The 18287-nt window shown below is 61.5% G+C and carries 18 protein-coding genes; 6 read left to right on the top strand and 12 right to left on the bottom strand.

Going from position 1 to position 18287, the window contains the following annotated elements; genetic code table 11:
* Positions 1 to 94 precede the first annotated feature (94 nt).
* From KI235_RS22240 to KI235_RS22230, 3 genes are all read left to right on the top strand, one after another.
* Complete coding sequence (locus tag KI235_RS22240) at positions 95 to 613, top strand: ankyrin repeat domain-containing protein (protein WP_003204479.1); 519 nt, start codon at positions 95 to 97, stop codon at positions 611 to 613.
* 182 nt (positions 614 to 795) lie between these two features.
* Positions 796 to 1326 carry a hypothetical protein gene (locus KI235_RS22235; protein ID WP_003204477.1) on the top strand — a complete coding sequence of 177 codons (531 nt, stop codon included), beginning with the start codon at positions 796 to 798 and terminating at the stop codon, positions 1324 to 1326.
* A 71-nt stretch (positions 1327 to 1397) separates the two neighbouring features.
* Positions 1398 to 1589: a PLDc N-terminal domain-containing protein gene (locus tag KI235_RS22230; protein WP_003204476.1), complete on the top strand. Its 192-nt coding sequence runs from the start codon at positions 1398 to 1400 to the stop codon at positions 1587 to 1589.
* Between the two features lie 59 nt (positions 1590 to 1648).
* On the opposite strand, the gene KI235_RS22225 is transcribed toward KI235_RS22230, so the two are convergent.
* The 9 genes from KI235_RS22225 to gcl all read right to left on the bottom strand — a co-directional run bounded on the left by KI235_RS22225 (position 1649) and on the right by gcl (position 12639).
* Positions 1649 to 2851 carry an MFS transporter gene (locus KI235_RS22225; protein WP_003204475.1) on the bottom strand — a complete coding sequence of 401 codons (1203 nt, stop codon included), beginning with the start codon at positions 2849 to 2851 and terminating at the stop codon, positions 1649 to 1651.
* 308 nt (positions 2852 to 3159) lie between these two features.
* Entirely contained in the window at positions 3160 to 4158 is a 999-nt protein-coding gene (locus KI235_RS22220) for a sulfate ABC transporter substrate-binding protein (RefSeq protein WP_003204473.1), read from the bottom strand.
* A 95-nt stretch (positions 4159 to 4253) separates the two neighbouring features.
* Entirely contained in the window at positions 4254 to 5078 is an 825-nt protein-coding gene (locus tag KI235_RS22215; protein WP_003204472.1) for an ion transporter, read from the bottom strand.
* 20 nt (positions 5079 to 5098) lie between these two features.
* A complete protein-coding gene (locus tag KI235_RS22210) occupies positions 5099 to 6001 on the bottom strand; it encodes an urea transporter (RefSeq protein WP_038855984.1) in 903 nt (300 codons plus the stop codon).
* A gap of 123 nt (positions 6002 to 6124) precedes the next feature.
* On the bottom strand, positions 6125 to 7540 hold the full coding sequence (gene pyk, locus KI235_RS22205; protein ID WP_212795301.1) for a pyruvate kinase: 1416 nt from the start codon (positions 7538 to 7540) through the stop codon (positions 6125 to 6127).
* Positions 7530 to 8810 carry a glycerate kinase gene (locus tag KI235_RS22200; RefSeq protein ID WP_027911523.1) on the bottom strand — a complete coding sequence of 427 codons (1281 nt, stop codon included), beginning with the start codon at positions 8808 to 8810 and terminating at the stop codon, positions 7530 to 7532. Before KI235_RS22200 ends, pyk begins: the two co-directional genes overlap by 11 nt.
* A gap of 85 nt (positions 8811 to 8895) precedes the next feature.
* Positions 8896 to 9786 (bottom strand): 2-hydroxy-3-oxopropionate reductase, encoded by an 891-nt coding sequence (locus tag KI235_RS22195; protein ID WP_003204466.1) that lies wholly within the window; start codon positions 9784 to 9786, stop codon positions 8896 to 8898.
* A 158-nt stretch (positions 9787 to 9944) separates the two neighbouring features.
* Positions 9945 to 10727 carry a hydroxypyruvate isomerase gene (gene hyi / locus KI235_RS22190; protein ID WP_212795300.1) on the bottom strand — a complete coding sequence of 261 codons (783 nt, stop codon included), beginning with the start codon at positions 10725 to 10727 and terminating at the stop codon, positions 9945 to 9947.
* Between the two features lie 136 nt (positions 10728 to 10863).
* The gene (gcl, locus tag KI235_RS22185) at positions 10864 to 12639 is read right to left on the bottom strand and encodes a glyoxylate carboligase (protein ID WP_003204462.1); all 1776 of its coding nucleotides are present in this window, start codon (positions 12637 to 12639) and stop codon (positions 10864 to 10866) included.
* A 268-nt stretch (positions 12640 to 12907) separates the two neighbouring features.
* Between gcl and KI235_RS22180 the strand changes: the two genes are divergently transcribed.
* A complete protein-coding gene (locus KI235_RS22180; RefSeq protein WP_003204460.1) occupies positions 12908 to 13348 on the top strand; it encodes a heme-binding protein in 441 nt (146 codons plus the stop codon).
* A gap of 212 nt (positions 13349 to 13560) precedes the next feature.
* Positions 13561 to 14019 carry a transposase gene (locus tag KI235_RS22175; protein WP_003204457.1) on the top strand — a complete coding sequence of 153 codons (459 nt, stop codon included), beginning with the start codon at positions 13561 to 13563 and terminating at the stop codon, positions 14017 to 14019.
* Positions 14020 to 14121: 102 nt separating this feature from the next.
* On the opposite strand, the gene KI235_RS22170 is transcribed toward KI235_RS22175, so the two are convergent.
* Positions 14122 to 14727 (bottom strand): TetR/AcrR family transcriptional regulator, encoded by a 606-nt coding sequence (locus KI235_RS22170; RefSeq protein WP_003204456.1) that lies wholly within the window; start codon positions 14725 to 14727, stop codon positions 14122 to 14124.
* A 130-nt stretch (positions 14728 to 14857) separates the two neighbouring features.
* On the opposite strand from KI235_RS22170, the gene KI235_RS22165 reads away from it, so the two are divergent.
* The gene (locus KI235_RS22165; RefSeq protein ID WP_212795299.1) at positions 14858 to 15772 is read left to right on the top strand and encodes a DUF808 domain-containing protein; all 915 of its coding nucleotides are present in this window, start codon (positions 14858 to 14860) and stop codon (positions 15770 to 15772) included.
* 133 nt (positions 15773 to 15905) lie between these two features.
* Here KI235_RS22165 and KI235_RS22160 read toward each other — a convergent pair whose 3' ends face one another.
* A complete protein-coding gene (locus tag KI235_RS22160; protein ID WP_003204451.1) occupies positions 15906 to 16694 on the bottom strand; it encodes a VacJ family lipoprotein in 789 nt (262 codons plus the stop codon).
* Complete coding sequence (locus KI235_RS22155; protein WP_003204449.1) at positions 16687 to 17985, bottom strand: hypothetical protein; 1299 nt, start codon at positions 17983 to 17985, stop codon at positions 16687 to 16689. The genes KI235_RS22160 and KI235_RS22155 overlap by 8 nt, the downstream gene beginning before the upstream one ends.
* Between the last annotated feature and the right edge of the window lie 302 nt (positions 17986 to 18287).

Raw genomic sequence — 18287 nt, 5'->3', positions numbered from 1 at the left:
TTCTGGCTATGACGGCCACAGTGAAAAAAGGGATGACAGCGCCCGGGTCCCTCGTGAAACTAGCCGCTTTGCGAAGAGCCGAGTGGAGTTTCCCATGTCCGATACAAGCCGCCAGATGACCCCGGAAGAGGCTGCGGAGTTTGCCGAACAGGTGTTCAACGTCGCACGCCAGGGTGATGCGGCCATGATGGCTGCGTTGCTGAGCAAGGGCCTGCCGCCCAACCTGCGTAACCACAAGGGCGACACCTTGTTGATGCTGGCCGCTTACCACGGGCATGTGGAAACGGTGAAAGTGTTGCTGGAGCACAAGGCCGATCCGGAAATCCGCAACGACAACGGCCAGAGCCCGATTGCCGGCGCGGCGTTCAAGGGCGACCTGGCAGTGGTTTCGGCGTTGGTGGAGGGCGGCGCGCAAGTGGAAGGCGCCTCCTTCGATGGTCGTACCGCGCTGATGATGGCAGCGATGTTCAACCGCGTGGAAATCGTCGACTACCTGATTGGCAAAGGTGCCGACCCGAAAGCCAAGGATGCCAACGGCGTCTCGGCCCTTGATGCCGCCAAGACCATGGGCGCGGTGGACACCACGGCGCAGTTGGAAAAGTTGTTGGCCTGAAAGACTGTGGGAGCAAAGCTTGCTCGCGATACAGGCACCTCGGTTCCAGAGAGACCGCGTTGTTTTCATCGCGGGCAAGCCTTGCTCCCACAACGCCACAGGTCCTTCTCCAATCCTAATCCGCAAGCGAATGCGTTATCCTGCCCGCCCTCAAAACACCCTTCGCCACAGGATTCACCGCCATGAAAGCCGCCCTCATCGAACTCATCGGTAAAATCAGCTCCGGCTGCCTCGGCGAGGCGGACATCGCGAAAATCGCTGACGAAGCGGCCCAGGCCTACGCCGATACGGCGGTTTTCCTGGCGGCCAACCCCGATATCAACTACGACGACACGTTCCCGATCCCGTTGGGTGAGTGGGTAGTGGTGGGCAGCCTGCCGGACACCGTGCTGTTCCAGGCCGACACCTACGTGGACCTGTTCGAACAGATCGTCGCCTCGTTCGGCCCCGGCGTGGCGTTCAACCTCAAGCCCAAGCAACTGGCGAAAACCGAAGCCCTGACCGCGCTCAACCGCATACAGATCCAGATGAGCAGCCTGAACAAGGAAAACGGTGGCTACGTGCTGATGAACTTCAGCCAGTTGCTCGACGATGAATTGCAGATGGTGCTGGTGTACGGCAACGATGTGCCGCGGGTGCTGGAGCTGTGTGCCGAGGTCGGCATTGCCGCCGCGCCCTCCCTGGAAGCCCTCAAGGTCGCGGTTCACGTCTGAAGCAATAAAACGGAACCCTTGCCTGGGGCCCGCTATCCTAAGTGTGCACATCACCATTTGGGAGCGACACCATGGGTTCCACCTTCAACGGCCTGGTCGGCCTGATCATCCTGGCGCTCGATATCTGGGCGATCATCAATGTACTCAAGAGTGGCGCGGAAACCGGGATGAAAATCCTCTGGGTGCTGCTGATCCTGCTGTTGCCGGTACTGGGCCTGATCATCTGGGCGATTGCCGGGCCGCGTGGCAACGTGCGGATCTGACACGCTCCACCAAAAAGCCCGGGCGCTGAAGGCGACCGGGCTTTTTATGCGTGGGGTATTCAGGCCGTAGCCAGGGACGGCTTGCGCGAGGTGCTCAAGAAGCGCAGCAAGGCCAACAGTGGGAAGGCACTGCCGACGATCACCACCCACAACCAACCGCCGTGTTCGTACACCGCACTGGCAATCGATGAGCCGAAGGCGCCACCGACGAAGATACTGGTCATGTACAGCGCATTCAGTCGGCCGCGACTCTTGGCATCGAGGGCATAGATGGTGCGCTGGCCCAGGACCATGTTCATCTGCACACAGAAATCCAGGACCACGCCAGTCACCGCCAGGCCGATCACGCTGTAGAGCGGATGGATGAATGCCGGCAGGAAACTCAGGCTGGCGAACAACATCGCCAGCAACGAGGCGTTGCGGGTATGGCCGGCATCCGCCAGGCGACCGGCGATGGGCGCGGCGATGGCACCAATGGCACCGACCAGGGCGAACAGCGCGATTTCAGTCTGGGACAGGCCATGGTTACGTGACAGCTCCAGCGGCACGGCGGTCCAGAACAGACTGAACGTGGCGAACATGCAAGCCTGGTAGAACGCCCGTTGCCGCAGCAGCGGTTGCTGGCGCAGCAGGGTACCGAGCGAGCCCAGCAGTTGACCGTAGGTAGCGCTATGGTCGGGCTGGCGCTTGGGCACGGTCAGCGCCAGGACGATGCTGATGGCGGCCATCAACACGGCGGCGATGATGAACATGGCCCGCCAGCCGAAGTGATCGGCCACGACGCTGGAGACCGGCCGCGCCAGCAGGATCCCCAGCAGCAGACCGCCCATGATCCCACCCACGACCCGCCCCCGGGTTTCTTCCGGCGCCAGGTGCGCGGCCAGCGGAATCAGGACTTGCACCGACACCGAGCTGAACCCCACCAGCAGTGAAACCAGCAGGAATACATTCGGTTGATCGGTGAACGCTGCCCCTAACAAACTGGCGATCGCCACCACGGTGGTGATGATCATCAGCCGACGGTTTTCCAGCAAGTCCCCCAGTGGCACCAGGAAAAACAGGCCAAGGGCATAACCGATCTGGGTCAGCGAGACGATCAGGCTGGCCATGGTGCTGCTCAGGCCGACGTCGGGTGCGATCAGTTCGATGATGGGTTGGGCGTAGTAGATGTTGGCGACGATGGCGCCGCAGCAGAAGGCGAAGAGCAGGACCATGCCGCGGGTCAGGGGGCTGCCGGGCGAGGTAGGTGAATGAGCACTCATGGCAATCTCGTCAGTGAACAGGAAAGATGGCGCGAGGCTAAAGCGTTATGGGGCCCTGGAACAGGGCTTGTGGTTGATATCAGACATGCTTGCAGTTGATGATGGGACGCACAAGGACGCTGGGAAGATTTTGTGGCAAGGGGATCTGAGGGAGCAAAGCTTGTGTGGTCGGGGCAAGCTTGTGTGGGAGCAAGGCTTGCCCGCGATACAGGCACCTCGGTTCCAGAGGCCCCGCGCTGTTTTCATCGCGAGCAAGCTTTGCTCCCACAGATCCCCTCGCCACAGGATCGCGTACAGCTTGTCCTCTCTTATTGCCCGCTGTAGATCTGGTCGAAAACCCCACCGTCATTGAAGTGAGTCTTCTGCACCGTGCGCCAGTCGCCGAAGGTTTTTTCCACCGACAGGAAGTCCACTTTCGGGAAGCGGTCGGTGTATTTGGCCAGTACCGCCGGATCCCGTGGGCGCAGGTAGTTGGCGGCGGCGATTTCCTGGCCTTCGGGCGACCACAGGTACTTGAGGTAGGCCTCGGCGGCTTCGCGGGAGCCTTTTTTCTCGACAACCTTGTCGACCACGCTGACCGGCGGCTCGGCCTCGGCGGAAACGCTCGGGTAGATCACTTCGAACTGGTCGCGACCGAATTCGCGGGCGATCATTTCCGCTTCGTTTTCAAAGGTCACCAGCACATCGCCGATCTGGTTGGTCATGAAGGTGGTCGTCGCGGCGCGACCGCCGGTGTCCAGTACCGGCGCTTGCTTGAACAGCTTGCCGACGAAGTCCTTGGCCTTGTTCTCGTCACCGCCATTCTTCAGCACATAACCCCAAGCCGAGAGGTAGGTGTAGCGACCGTTGCCGGAGGTTTTCGGGTTGGGCACGATCACCTGCACACCGTCCTTGAGCAGGTCGGGCCAGTCTTTCAAGGCTTTCGGGTTGCCTTTGCGTACGATGAACACCGTGGCCGAGGTGAACGGCGCGCTGTTGTTCGGCAGGCGGGTGACCCAGTTCTCGGGCACCAGTTTGCCATTGTCCGCCAAGGCGTTGATGTCGGTGGCCATGTTCATGGTGATGACATCCGCCGGCAGGCCGTCGATCACCGAGCGCGCCTGCTTGCTGGAGCCGCCGAACGACATCTGCACGGTGATGTTTTCGTTGTGCTCGGCCTGCCAGTGCTTCTGGAAGGCTGCGTTGTAGTCCTTGTAGAAATCGCGCATCACGTCGTAGGAAACGTTGAGCAGGGTCGGGGCGGCGTGGGCCAGGCTGCCGAAGGTCAGGCCGACGGCGAGAAGTGAGGCGCCAAAGAAGTTCTTCACAGCGAATTCCTTTTTATTCGAACGGGGGTTCCGGGCAATTAGCCAGCACACTAGCTGCAAGCCTATAGACCTTCAAGCATCAAAAAGTGCTTTGCTTATTCCAATTTCTTAAACAGCGCATTGCCACAACGGGAGCAGAAAGCAGCACCGTGTTCGTGGTTGTTTTTGCTGCACACCGGGCAATCATGCTGGAGCTGGTCGCCGCGCATGGCGGTGGCCAGTTCAGCGGTGAAAATGCCCGTCGGCACGGCGATGATCGAATAACCGGTGATCATCACCAGGGACGACACCACCTGGCCCAGTGGCGTCTTGGGCACGATGTCGCCGAAGCCCACGGTTGTGAGTGTCACGATAGCCCAATAGATGCCTTTGGGGATGCTGGTGAAGCCATTCCCAGGGCCTTCGATGACGTACATCAGCGTGCCGAAGACGGTCACCAGGGTCGAGACGCTGAGCAGGAACACGATGATTTTCTGCTTGCTTCCCCGCAGCGCCGCCATCAGGTAGTTGGCTTGCTTGAGGTAGGGACTGAGCTTGAGCACCCGGAAAATCCGCAGCATCCGGATGATCCGAATGATCAACAGGTATTGGGCATCGCTGTAGTACAGAGCCAGGATCCCCGGCACGATCGCCAGCAGATCCACCAGGCCATAGAAACTGAAGGCATAGCGCAGCGGCTTGGGCGAGCAGTACAGGCGCAGGCCGTACTCGACGATGAAGACGAAGGTGAAGCCCCACTCGATACCGGCCAGCAGGGCCGCGTAATTTTTGTGCACGCTATCGATGCTGTCGAGCATCACGATCACCAGGCTGGCGAGGATGATCAACAGCAAGGTGCTATCGAAGCGCCGGCCGGCCACGGTGTCGGCCTGGAAAATGATCACGTAGAGGCGTTCACGCCAATTGTTGCTGCTTTGCATAATCTTCGCCTGAACCGGAATCAGCGAAGCCTAGGGCGATTGCCCTGCAGAGCGCAAGGCGCGCTGTCGAGGCTGGCTTGGCGCCACGCCCGGCCGGTGGCCTGGATCAACCAGCAGGTGAGGATGAACGGTGCCGTCAGGGGAGGCAGGCCGAGGGCGATAAAACCTGGGGTAAGCATGACCGCCAGGAGAATGCCCGCCAGCGGCAGCCAGGCTTGGCGGCGCTGTTGGCTGAGGGCCAGCGCCACCAACACCGGGTTGTAACCGCCAAGGCCGCAAAGAGCGGTTGCGTTTTCATGTTGCGACAAGGCGAAGGCCAGGCCTGCGGCGGAACCGAACAACGCCCAAGCGGCGGCACGACGGTCGGCCAGCAGCAGACCCGCCGCGATCAGCGCACCCGCCGCCGGATGGCCGAGAAACATGACCTGGCCCAGCCCGCTCAAATGCGCGGCCAACAGGTTGGGTACTGTCATTTCAATCGAGGTGGTTGGGGACGGCGGCAGGGTGAGACTCACCAGCAGCCAAGCCAACCCTACAAAAGGCGCGGTGTAGGCGGGCAGGCATCGAGGGCCACGGGTGCGCTTGAGCCATTGCTGGGTCAGCATCGCGCTGAGACCGCCTGCCGCGATGATCAACGGTGGCAACAGGACGGACCAGGGCAACGCGAGGCTCAGCAGCAAGCCCAGCAGAATGCCGTTGTAGCTGAACAGCCCGGCTTGCCGGTCGGCCTTGGCGTAACCGCGTCGCTGGGCCGTGAGCAACCCGGCCACCCCACCCAGCAACGCGCTGCCGAACAGGGCGGGCGCAGTGAGCAGAATCGCCAGCAGGCACAGCAGGCCGCACAACGGATGGCGCTGTAGGAAGATCTGGCTGAAGCCGTTGAGCAGGGCGGTGGCCCAGTCGGGGCAGTGGGTGTTGGGCATGGTTGATATATCTGATGGACCGAGTTGCCCTCATCGCGAGCAGGCTCGCTCCCACAAGGGTTTTGTGGTCGCCGCAAATCCAGTGTGGGAGCGAGCTTGCTCGCGAAGGGGCCAGTACAGGCGCTAGATCAACGTCTCAATGCGCAACGAATTGGTCGACCCCGGCTGCCCGAACGGCACGCCCGCAGTAATCAGCAAGGTATCGCCGCGCTGGGCCATGCCTTGGGCCTGGGCGATTTCCAGGGCCGTGGAACAGACTTCATCCACTTGCTTCAACCGATCGTTGACCACCGAGTGCACGCCCCAGGCCACCGTCAGGCGGCGAGCGGCCTGCAGGTTCGGCGTGAGGTTGAGGATCGGCACCGTAGGCCGTTCCCGCGCCGCCCGCAGGCTGGAACTGCCCGATTCGCTGTAGTTCACCAGCACCGCCACCGGCAGCACATTGCTGATACGGCAGATCGCGCAACTGATCGCATCCGACACTGTGGCCTCGGCTTTCGGCCGGCTGACGTCCAATTGCGCCTGGTAGTCGGGGCCGTTTTCCACTTGGCGGATGATCTTGCTCATCATCTGCACGGCTTCGAGGGGGTAATCCCCTGAAGCGGTTTCCGCCGACAGCATCACCGCGTCGGCCCCTTCGGCCACGGCGTTGGCCACGTCGGTGACTTCGGCGCGGGTGGGTGCCGGGGAGAAACGCATCGATTCGAGCATCTGGGTCGCCACCACCACCGGTTTGCCGAGGGCGCGGCAGGTGCCGATGATGTTCTTCTGGATCTGCGGCACGCTCTCGGCCGGGACTTCGACACCCAGGTCACCGCGAGCAACCATGATCGCGTCGCTCAATTCGGCGATTTCCCGTAGTTGGGTCACCGCCGATGGTTTCTCGATTTTCGCCATCAGGAACGCCTTGTCGCCGATCAGCGCCCGGGCCTCGCGGATGTCCTCGGGTCGCTGGACGAACGACAATGCCACCCAGTCCACGCCCAGCTCCAGGCCGAAACTCAAGTCGCGCCGGTCCTTGGCGGTCAAAGGACTCAGGTCGAGCACGGCCTGGGGGACGTTCACGCCTTTGCGGTCCGACAGCTCACCGCCGTTGAGCACCTCGGTGTCGATGGCGTCGCTGTGCCTGGCGGTCACGCGCAGGCGCAATTTGCCGTCGTCCAGCAGCAGGTCCATGCCGGGCTCCAGGGCCGCGATGATCTCCGGGTGGGGCAGGTTGACCCGGCGTTGATCGCCGGGCGTCGGGTCCAGATCCAGACGCAGGGCCTGGCCGCGTTGCAGCAGGACCTTGCCGTCGGCGAACCGGCCGACCCGCAGCTTCGGGCCTTGCAGGTCCATCAGGATGCCCAGCGGGTAATTGAGCTGCTGCTCGACCTCGCGAATCCACTGGTAGCGCTGGGCGTGATCGGCATGCTCGCCGTGGCTGAAGTTCAGGCGGAAGATGTTCACGCCGGCCTGTACCAGCGCGCGGATGTCATCGATGCCGCGGGTGGCGGGGCCGAGAGTCGCGAGGATCTTGACCTTTTTATCAGGCGTCATGTTTGGGGTTCTCGAGGATCAGGATGGCGCGAAAGTCGTTGACGTTGGTGCGGGTCGGTTCGGTGACGATCAGCGCATCCAGGGCGGCGAAGTAGCCGTAGCCATTGTTGTTGTCCAACTCGTCGCTGGCGCACAGGCCCAGCTCGGCGGCGCGGCGATAACTGTCCGGGGTCATGAGGGCACCGGCGTTGTCTTCGGAACCGTCGATGCCGTCGGTGTCGCCGGCCAGCGCGTAGATGCCGGGATGACCCTTGAGGCTGTCAGTCAGGCTCAGCAGGAATTCGGCATTGCGCCCGCCACGACCGTCGCCGCGCACGGTGACGGTGGTTTCGCCGCCGGAGAGGATCACGCACGGCGCCGCCAGTGGCTGGCCGTGCAGGGCGATTTGCCGGGCGATGCCGGCGTGGACTTTCGCCACCTCCCGGGATTCGCCTTCCAGGTCACCGAGGATCAACGGGCTGAAACCGGCCTGGCGCGCCTTCACTGCCGCGGCCTCCAATGACTGCTGGGGGCGGGCGATCAATTGGAAGTGGTTGCGGGCCAGGCTCGGGTCGCCGGGCTTGACGGTTTCCGATGCTGGACTTTGCAACCAGTTGCGCACCGAGGCCGGCACCTCGATCCGGTAGCGCTGCAGAATCGCCAGGGCTTCGGCCGACGTGCTGGGGTCGGCCACGGTAGGGCCGGAGGCAATGACCGTGGCAAGATCCCCGGGCACATCGGAAATCGCGTAGGTGTACACCGTCGCCGGCCAGCAGGCCTTGCCCAGGCGCCCGCCCTTGATCGCCGAGAGGTGCTTGCGCACGCAATTCATTTCGCCGATGGTCGCGCCGGACTTGAGCAAGGCTTTGTTGATCGATTGCTTGTCGGCCAGGGTGATGCCTTCGGCGGGCAAGGCCAACAGGGCAGAACCGCCGCCGGACAGCAGGAAGATCACCCGGTCGTCTTCGCTGAGGTTGCTGACCATTTCCAGCACCCGCCGGGCCACGGCCAAGCCGGCGGCGTCAGGCACCGGGTGGGCGGCTTCCACTATTTCGATTTTCTGGCAGGGCGCGCCATGGCCGTAGCGGGTCACCACCAGGCCAGACACTTCGCCCTGCCAGCAGCGCTCGACCACTTGCGCCATGGCTGCCGCGGCCTTGCCGGCACCGATGACGATCACTCGACCGCTGCGGCCGCTGGGCAGGTAGCGTTCAAGGACGTGTTGCGGATGGGCCGCGTCGATGGCTGTGGCAAACAGCTCGCGCAGCAGTTGTTGCGGATCGACCGACATGGCGGGCTCCCGGTTTTTATTATTAGTGTTGATGCGGACCCTGTGGGAGCGAGCAAGCTCGCTCCCACAGGGGGGAGTGCAGGGCTTATTTGTCGCGGATGGAGAAATTGGCCATATGCTCCAACCCCTTGATCAACGCGGAGTGATCCCAGTTGCTGCCACCAATGGCCGCGCAGGTGCTGAACACTTGTTGGGCGTTGGCGGTGTTGGGCAGGTTGATGTTCAGTTCCCTGGCGCCTTGCAGGGCCAGGTTCAGGTCCTTCTGGTGCAGGCTGATGCGGAAGCCTGGATCGAAGGTGCCCTTGATCATGCGTTCGCCGTGCACTTCGAGGATCTTCGACGAAGCGAAACCGCCCATCAGCGCTTCACGGACCTTGGCCGGGTCGGCACCGTTTTTCGAAGCGAACAACAAAGCCTCGGCCACGGCCTGGATGTTCAGGGCAACGATGATCTGGTTCGCGACTTTGGCGGTCTGGCCATCGCCATTGCCGCCCACCAGGGTGATGTTCTTGCCCATGGCCTGGAACAGCGGCAGGGCGCGCTCGAAGGCGGCGCTATCGCCACCGACCATGATGCTCAGGGTCGCCGCCTTGGCACCGACTTCACCGCCGGACACCGGGGCATCAAGGTACTGCGCGCCTTTTTCATTGATCTTCGCCGCGAACGCCTTGGTGGCGGTGGGGGAGATCGAGCTCATGTCGATCACCACCTTGCCCGCGCCCACGCCCGCCGCCACGCCGTCGGCGCGGAACAGCACGTCTTCGACCTGCGGGGTGTCCGGGACCATGACGATGATGAACTCGGCTTCCTGGGCCACTTCCTTTGGGTTGGCCAATGCCACTGCGCCACCGGCCAGCAGATCGGCCGGGGCCGGGTCGTGGTGCTGGGACAGGAGCAGGCTGTGACCGGCCTTTTGCAGGTTCAATGCCATGGGGTGGCCCATGATGCCGGTGCCGATGAATCCGATTTTAGCCATGGGGAAATCCTCTTGTTGTTATCGCTGCTTCAGGCAAATGGGGGAATGCTTTCCTGTGGGAGCGAGCTTGCTCGCGATAGCGGTGGGTCAGTGCCGGTGATGTTGGCTGTACCGACGTCATCGCGAGCAAGCTCGCTCCCACAAGGGGAGGAGTTGGGTCAGATCGCGTTATGGGTTTTCAGCCAGCCCAGGCCCGCTTCGGTGGTGGTCAGCGGCTTGTATTCGCAGCCGACCCAACCCGTGTAGCCGATGCGGTCCAGGTGTTCGAACAGGAAGCGATAGTTGATCTCGCCCGTGCCCGGCTCGTTGCGGCCCGGGTTGTCCGCCAGTTGTACGTGGTTGATCTCGCCCAGGTGCGCTGACAGGGTCCGGGCCAGGTCACCTTCCATGATCTGCATGTGGTAGATGTCGTATTGCAGGAACAGGTTGGCGCTGCCCACCTGCTCGTGGATCGACAGGGCCTGGGCGGTGTTGTTCAGGTAGAAGCCGGGGATGTCGCGGGTGTTGATGGCTTCCATTACCAGCTTGATGCCTTTGGCCTGGAGCTTCTCGGCGGCGTATTTCAGGTTGGCGACGAAGGTTTTCTCCACCAGGGTTTCACTGCAGTTCTGCGGGCGAATCCCCGAGAGGCAGTTGACCTGGGTGTTGCCCAGCACCTGGGCGTAGGCGATGGTCAGGTCGACACCGGCGCGGAATTCCTCGACTCGGTCCGGCAGGCAGGCAATGCCGCGCTCGCCCTTGGCCCAGTCACCGGCCGGCAGGTTGAACAGCACCTGGGTCAGGCCATTGGCGTCGAGCAAGGCCTTGAGTTCGGCGGAGCTGTAGTCATAGGGGAACAGGTATTCGACGCCACTGAACCCAGCCTTGGCGGCGGCTTCGAAACGGGCGAGGAAATCCTGCTCGGTGAACAGCATGGACAGGTTGGCGGCGAAACGCGGCATGGTGGTCTCCTGTAGATAGTTGGCAGGCCCCCTGTGGGAGCGAGCTTGCTCGCGATAGCGGTGTGTCTGCTTGCATCCATGTTGAATGTAGCGCCGTCATCGCGAGCAAGCTCGCTCCCACAGGGACGCCGTTCGGTCAGTCGAGTAGCGAAATGGCAGTCGGGGCATCGTTGCCCACAAGCGCCAGATCTTCAAACTCATTGACGGCGTTGATCTCGGTGCCCATGGAAATGTTGGTCACCCGTTCCAGGATGATCTCGACGATCACCGGCACCTTGAACTCCTCGATCATCGCCTGGGCCTGGCGCAGGGCCGGCTGGATACCGGACGGCTCGAACACTCGCAACGCCTTGCACCCCAGGCCTTCGGCCACGGCAATGTGGTCCACGCCATAGCCGTTGAGCTCCGGTGCGTTGAGGTTGTCGAAGGACAGCTGCACGCAGTAGTCCATGTCGAACCCGCGCTGGGCCTGGCGAATCAAACCCAGGTAGGAGTTGTTCACCACGACGTGGATGTAGGGCAGCTTGAACTGCGCACCCACCGCCAGCTCTTCGATCATGAACTGGAAGTCATAGTCACCCGACAGCGCCACGACCTTGCGGCTCGGGTCGGCCTTGACCACCCCCAGCGCGGCCGGAATGGTCCAGCCCAAAGGACCTGCCTGGCCGCAGTTGATCCAGTGGCGTGGCTTGTAGACGTGGAGGAACTGCGCCCCGGCGATCTGTGACAGGCCAATGGTGCTGACGTAGCAGGTGTCCTTGCCGAATACCTGGTTCATTTCTTCGTACACCCGCTGTGGCTTGACCGGCACGTTGTCGAAGTGCGTCTTGCGTTGCAGGCTGGCCTTGCGCTGCTGGCAGTCTTGCAACCAGGCGTCGCGATTTTTCAGCTTGCCGGCGGCTTGCCATTCACGAGCCACTTCGATGAACACCGTCAGGGCCGAGGCGGCGTCGGAAACGATGCCCAGGTCGGGAGTGAACACGCGGCCGATCTGGGTCGGCTCGATGTCCACGTGAATGAACGTGCGGCCTTCGGTATAGACATCCACCGAACCGGTATGGCGGTTGGCCCAGCGGTTGCCGACGCCCAGCACCACGTCCGACTTGAGCAAGGTTGCGTTGCCATAGCGATGGGAGGTTTGCAGGCCGACCATGCCGACCATCAGCGGATGATCGTCGGGGATGGTGCCCCAGCCCATCAAGGTCGGGATGACGGGAATGCCGGTCAGCTCGGCGAACTCCACCAGCAGTTCGCTGGCGTCGGCGTTGATGATGCCGCCGCCAGCCACCAGCAATGGACGTTCAGCCTGATTGAGCATCGCCAGGGCTTTCTCGATCTGCACGCGGTTGGCCGCGGGTTTGGCCAGGGGCAGTGGCTGGTAGGCGTCGATGTCGAATTCGATCTCGGCCATCTGCACGTCGAACGGCAGGTCGATCAGCACCGGGCCCGGACGGCCGGAGCGCATCTCAAAGAACGCCTTCTGGAAGGCATACGGCACCTGGCCCGGCTCCAGCACGGTGGTTGCCCACTTGGTCACGGGTTTGACGATGCTGGTGATATCCACTGCCTGAAAGTCTTCCTTGTGCATACGGGCGCGGGGCGCTTGCCCGGTGATGCACAGGATCGGGATCGAATCGGCCGAGGCGCTGTAGAGCCCGGTCACCATGTCGGTGCCGGCCGGGCCCGAGGTGCCGATGCACACACCGATATTGCCGGCCTTGGTGCGGGTGTAGCCCTCGGCCATGTGCGAGGCGCCTTCAACGTGGCGAGCAAGGACGTGATCGATGCCACCCACCTTCTGCAGGGCGGAGTACAGCGGGTTGATCGCGGCACCCGGAATACCGAAGGCGGTGTCCACGCCTTCACGGCGCATTACCAGGACCGCGGCTTCGATTGCTCTCATTTTGCTCATTGTTTTGTGCCTCTTACGTTTTGTAATTGTATACAAGTGGCTTTGCGCAGAGTGTATTCACGGCAAACGGCGCAGGTCAATCCATTTCCTCAAGCATCTGTTTCATTCGTCGGAAGGCCAGATTTTGCTGCGGCCTTTCATCGATCAAGGTGCTTTGTGAAAATTATTGTATACAAAAATATGTTTTGTTGTGTTCTATTTGTTGTGTTCGGTTTTGCTGAAAGTGAAGCCCGCAAGGCTTTCCCATAACAAAAGAAGGACAGCACCCATGAGCGTTCTAACCTTGAAAATCGCCGTCAACCTCGCCGGGCAAGCCCTTGCCGCCGGTCGTGAAATCAGCGCTGCGCCCCTGACCGTCGCGGTCCTGGACAGCGGCGGGCACCTGGTTGCCTTGCAGCGCGAAGACGGCGCCAGCCTGCTTCGCCCGCAGATCGCCATCGGCAAGGCCTGGGGCGCCATCGCCCTGGGCAAAGGCTCACGCCTGCTCGCCCAGGACGCCCAGCAACGCCCGGCGTTTTTCGCGGCATTGAACGGGCTGGGACAGGGCAATGTCGTACCGGCCCCGGGTGGGGTATTGATCAGGGATCAGGATGGGAAGGTGCTGGGGGCGATTGGTGTCAGTGGTGATGTTTCGGATGTGGATGAGCAGGTGGCGGTCAGGGCGGTGGAGGCGGTGCAGTTGAGGGCGGATGTGGGGATTACTGTTTGATTTTGCGGTGAATTGACGGGCCTCATCGCGAGCAAGCTCGCTCCCACAGGGCTTGATGTTCGACACATGATGTCTGAACACCGCAAGCCTAGTGTGGGAGCGAGCTTGCTCGCGATGACGATCTACCAGACACATCCAGCCAAGAGTCTGTCCGGCATTCAAAAATCTACAGGCCTAGCCTTTGATGACCTGATCATTGGAGAGGCGAAGGAATGCCTGATCTACCTGCTTCACGTCGTTTGCGCACCGGTCGTTACGGTGAGTTGAATCGAATCTATCTATTGACCACTAACACGGCTGAGCGAAAGCCGATTTTCCAGGATTTCGCTTTAGGTCGATTGGTCGTTGAGCAATTTAGGTGTGCCCAGGTTGAGAGAAGGGCGAAGTCATTGGCTTGGGTGATCATGCCTGACCATTTCCATTGGTTGATTGAATTGCAGCAAGGCTCGTTGAATGAGCTGATGCAAAAAACCAAGTCCTTGAGTGCTCGGGCGGTAAACATGTCCACAGGGCACAGAGGCAGCCTTTGGCAACCGGGATACCACGATCGAGCTCTGCGGCGGGAAGAGGATTTGGTAAAGCTGGCTCGCTATGTTGTGGCAAATCCACTGCGGGCAGGCCTGGTAGAGCGACTTGGCGACTATCCGCTGTGGGATGCCATTTGGCTTTGACTTGAAATCGAGTTGTCTTCAATCGCGAGCAAGCTCGCTCCCACAAGGGCGCCGCAAAACCCTGTGGGAGCGAGCTTGCTCGCGATGAGGGCTACTCAGTCTTCAGTCTGGCTCACACCCCTTCAACACCAACCGAATAATCGTCTGCGCCGCCGCTTCGTAATCCGCCTCATCGAGCTTGGCCTTGCCGGTCACGGCGCTGATCTGCCAGTCGAAATCGGCATAGGTCTGGGTGGCGGCCCAGATGCTGAACATCAGGTGGTTGGGGTCGATGGGGGCGATCTGGCCGCGGTCGATCCAGGTCTGGATGCAGGCGATGTTGTGCCGGGCCTGGGCGTTGAGTTGGTCCACCAGGTCGGGGCTCAGGTGGGGGGCGCCGTGCATGATTTCGCTGGCGAAGACTTTCGAGGCGAAGGGCAGGTCGCGGGAAATGCGGATCTTGGAGCGGATGTAGTGGCTCAGTACCTCGCCGGGCACACCGTCGGCATTGAACGGTGTCGAAGCCTGGAGAATCGGCTCGATGATGCTTTCCAGGACCTCGCGGTAGAGGTTTTCCTTGGATTTGAAGTAGTAGTAGACGTTGGGTTTGGGCAGGCCTGCCTTGGCCGCGATGTCGCTGGTCTTGGTCGCGGCGAAGCCCTTGTCGGCAAACTCTTCGCTGGCGGCACGCAGGATCAATTCTTTGTTGCGCTCGCGGATAGTGCTCATAAACCCAGGGGTTCCTTGCCTGTTCTGGCGGTGGCGCATGGTAGCACCGGCCTCGCGCGGCGCTCAAGAATGCCCAAGGCGCCGCGGCTCGCGGTATGCTGCGCGGCATTATTATTCAAGGAGCCCCTCCATGGCTGGAAGCAGTTTGCTGGTACTGATCGACGATATCGCCACCGTGCTCGACGATGTTGCGCTGATGACCAAGATGGCCGCCAAGAAGACCGCTGGCGTGCTCGGCGATGACTTGGCGCTCAACGCCCAGCAAGTCTCTGGTGTACGGGCCGAGCGGGAGCTGCCGGTGGTGTGGGCGGTGGCCAAGGGTTCGTTCATCAACAAGTTGATCCTGGTGCCATCGGCGCTGGCGATCAGCGCCTTCGTCCCGTGGCTGGTGACGCCGTTGTTGATGGTGGGCGGCGCTTATCTGTGTTTCGAAGGGTTCGAAAAACTGGCCCACAAGTTCCTTCACAGCAAGGCTGAAGACCAGGCCGAACATGCGCAACTGGTCGAGGCCGTGTCGGATCCGGCGGTCGATCTGGTGGCGTTTGAAAAGGACAAGATCAAGGGCGCGGTACGCACCGACTTCATCCTGTCAGCGGAAATCATCGCCATCACCCTCGGCACCGTTGCCGACGCCGCACTGACCCAGCAGGTGATCGTCCTGTCGGGCATCGCCATCGTCATGACCATTGGGGTCTATGGCCTGGTGGCCGGGATCGTCAAGCTCGATGACCTGGGACTCTGGTTGACCAAGAAGCCAGGGCAGGCCGCCAAAAGCATCGGCGGCGCCATCCTGAGTGCGGCACCCTACATGATGAAAAGCCTGTCGGTGATCGGCACGGCGGCGATGTTCCTGGTGGGTGGTGGCATCCTGACCCATGGCGTGCCGGTGGTGCATCACTGGATCGAAAGCGTGACGGCCAGCGCCGGTGGTGCCGGGTTTATCGTGCCGACGTTGCTCAATGCGGTGGCGGGGATTGTCGCGGGGGCGGTGGTGTTGGTCGGTGTGCTGGCGGTGGGCAAGATCTGGAAAGCGCTGAAAGGCTAAAAGTGACAACACATAACCCCTGTGGGAGCGAGCTTGCTCGCGATGAGGGCCTGACATCCAACATTAATGTTGCCTGACAGACTGCTATCGCGAGCACGCTTGCTCCCACAGTGGGTTTTGGGGTGGCCGAAAGTTATTCGGCAATCTGCAACTTGCGCGACTCGGTGTACACGTAGCGCACCTTCTCATACTCGAATGGCGAGTTCAGTTGCCCATAGCGGAAACCGGTCTGGTAGCGCTTGTCGACGCCGCGCAGAAGCAGCAGCTCCGGGTGGTTGGAACTGACTTCGGAGACGTTCAGGTAGTTGATCGCCGATTCGGCTGTGTAGTCCACCAGCAGGCCTGAGGTGTCGCGCAGGTTCGACGGGCCGAAGATCGGCAACACGAAGTAGGCGCCGCCCGGTACGCCGTAGAAGCCCAGGGTCTGGCCGAAGTCTTCGCTCTGGCGCGGCAGGCCCATGGCGGTGGCTGGGTCCCACAGGCCGGCGATGCCGACGGTGGTGTTGAGCAGCAGACGCGCCGTGGTTTCCATCGAACGCTTGCCCTTGAATTGCAGCAGGCTGTTCATCAGGTTTGGCACATCCCCCAGGTTATTGAAGAAGTTGCTGACCCCGGTGCGCACGAAGCTTGGCGTGACGTAGCGGTAGCCATCGACCACGGGCAGGAATACCCATTGGTCGAAGCGGTAGTTGAAGTGGTAGACGCGGCGGTTCCAGGACTCCAGCGGGTCATAGACGTTCAGGGCGTTGAGGGTCGAGCGCTCGAATTCGCGTTGGTCCAGGCCAGGGTTGAACTTGAGCTTGCTCAGCGGCTCCTTGAAGCCGTCCGAATCCACCACCACAGGCGCATTGGCCTTGCTGTTGTCGGCGTGGACCATGCCCGCACTCATTAACGCAGCGATAAGCAGCAGATATTTAGCCACGGAAGAACTCCAGCATGGCGTCGCTGTTGACGCGGTAGTTAAGGTTGCCGCAGTGGCCGCCCAGTGGATAAACCGTGAGGCGATCGCCAAAGGTCTTGCGCAGGAAGCCCAGGTCGCCCGGGCCGAGGATGACGTCGTCGGCATTGTGCATGACGGCAATCTTCGGGCTGTCATGCAGGTAATCCTTCAGCGCGTACAGGCTGACCTGATCGACCAGTTGCAACAGGCTGCCGCCGTCAGTGCGCGCGCGCCACATCGGGATCACCTGCTCGGTGAGGTAACAGTCGAAATCGCATTGCAGCGCACGCTTGAGGAACGGCGTCAGGCTGGTGCTTTCGGTAATCGGGAACTTGGGCGGGATGATCAGCCCGCGGCGGTTGATCAGGTCCGAGGTGAACGCGATGTCGGCGGCCGAGAAACGGAACGAGGTGCCGATCAACATGGCCATCTGCTCGTTGCTCAGGTGTTGCTTGGACTGCTGGAAGTCGTAGAGCAGGGCATCGTTGAGGTCGATGTAGCCTTTTTGCTGGAAGTAGCGCGTCAGCTTGTTCAGCACCAGTTCATAGAAGGTGGTGGTGTTGTTGATACCCTTGACCTCGGTCTGGACCAGTTTGTCCAGGTTGGTGATCGAGGTGTAGAGGTTCACCGGCGGGTTCAGCAGCAGCACTTTCTTGAAATTGAAGCTGCGCCGGGTTTCGTCCAGGTGTGCGACGAAGGCCGCATCCAGGGCGCCGAGGCTGTAGCCGGTCAGGTAGTACTCGGTCACGGGCAGCTTGGGGTTCTGCGCGCGCACGGCTTGCATCACCCGGTACATGTCTTCGGCGTCTTCCTTGGAAATGCCTGGCGTGGCGAAGCGCGAAGCGGCGCTCATGAAGTCGAAGCTGGTGGGCGAGGACAACTGCACCACGTGGTAGCCGGCCTTGTAGTAGAGGCGCTTGAGGTATTCATTAATGCTACTGTCAAAGCGCGCACCGGTGCCGGCGATCAGGAAAATCAGCGGTGCGGGTTTGTCCTGGGTGGCCATGCGGTATGTGAGGCTTTTCACCGGCCAGAAGTTGTCCGGCAGGATGAACTCGCGTTCCGGGCGCAGGGTCAGGCTGTGGTCTGCCTGGTTGATGTCTTCGATCAGCGGCAACTCCGGACGCAGGTCCGGTGGCGTGGTGGCGATGGTCGCCTCGAACGGGTTGGTCAAGGGGTAGCCATAGCTGGCGGCGTCAATATCTGCCGCCAGCGCGGACGCACTCAGGATAAGGCCGCCGAGAAGGGCAGCGAAGCGCAAGGAACGGAGCATGACTGGATCCCTTAGAGGAAGGTGCCGAATGAGGTTCGCAGGCTATGACCACCGAAGCGGAGCCAAGTGCCATGATGGGCACAAAACAGGCACGGACGGGGCGCGATAGTAGCGGGAAGATACACGGTCGTGCGTGCTGGCGGCTAGTTATCTGGCGTTTGCCGGATTTGACCGCAAATCTCACGTGTGGCGCTGGTACAAATGCCTGGAACTGAGAGCTGGCGTTCTGATGTCGTTTCTCGTTGCCTCGACGTCGCAGACAGAGCAGGTTCCGGATCGGAGCAGGTTGATGATCAACGAGT

It is taken from the genome of Pseudomonas sp. St386 (assembly GCF_018325865.1).
In the GTDB taxonomy this organism is placed as follows: Bacteria; Pseudomonadota; Gammaproteobacteria; order Pseudomonadales; family Pseudomonadaceae; genus Aquipseudomonas; species Aquipseudomonas brassicacearum.
This window is presented reverse-complemented; position numbering and strand designations above follow the sequence as displayed.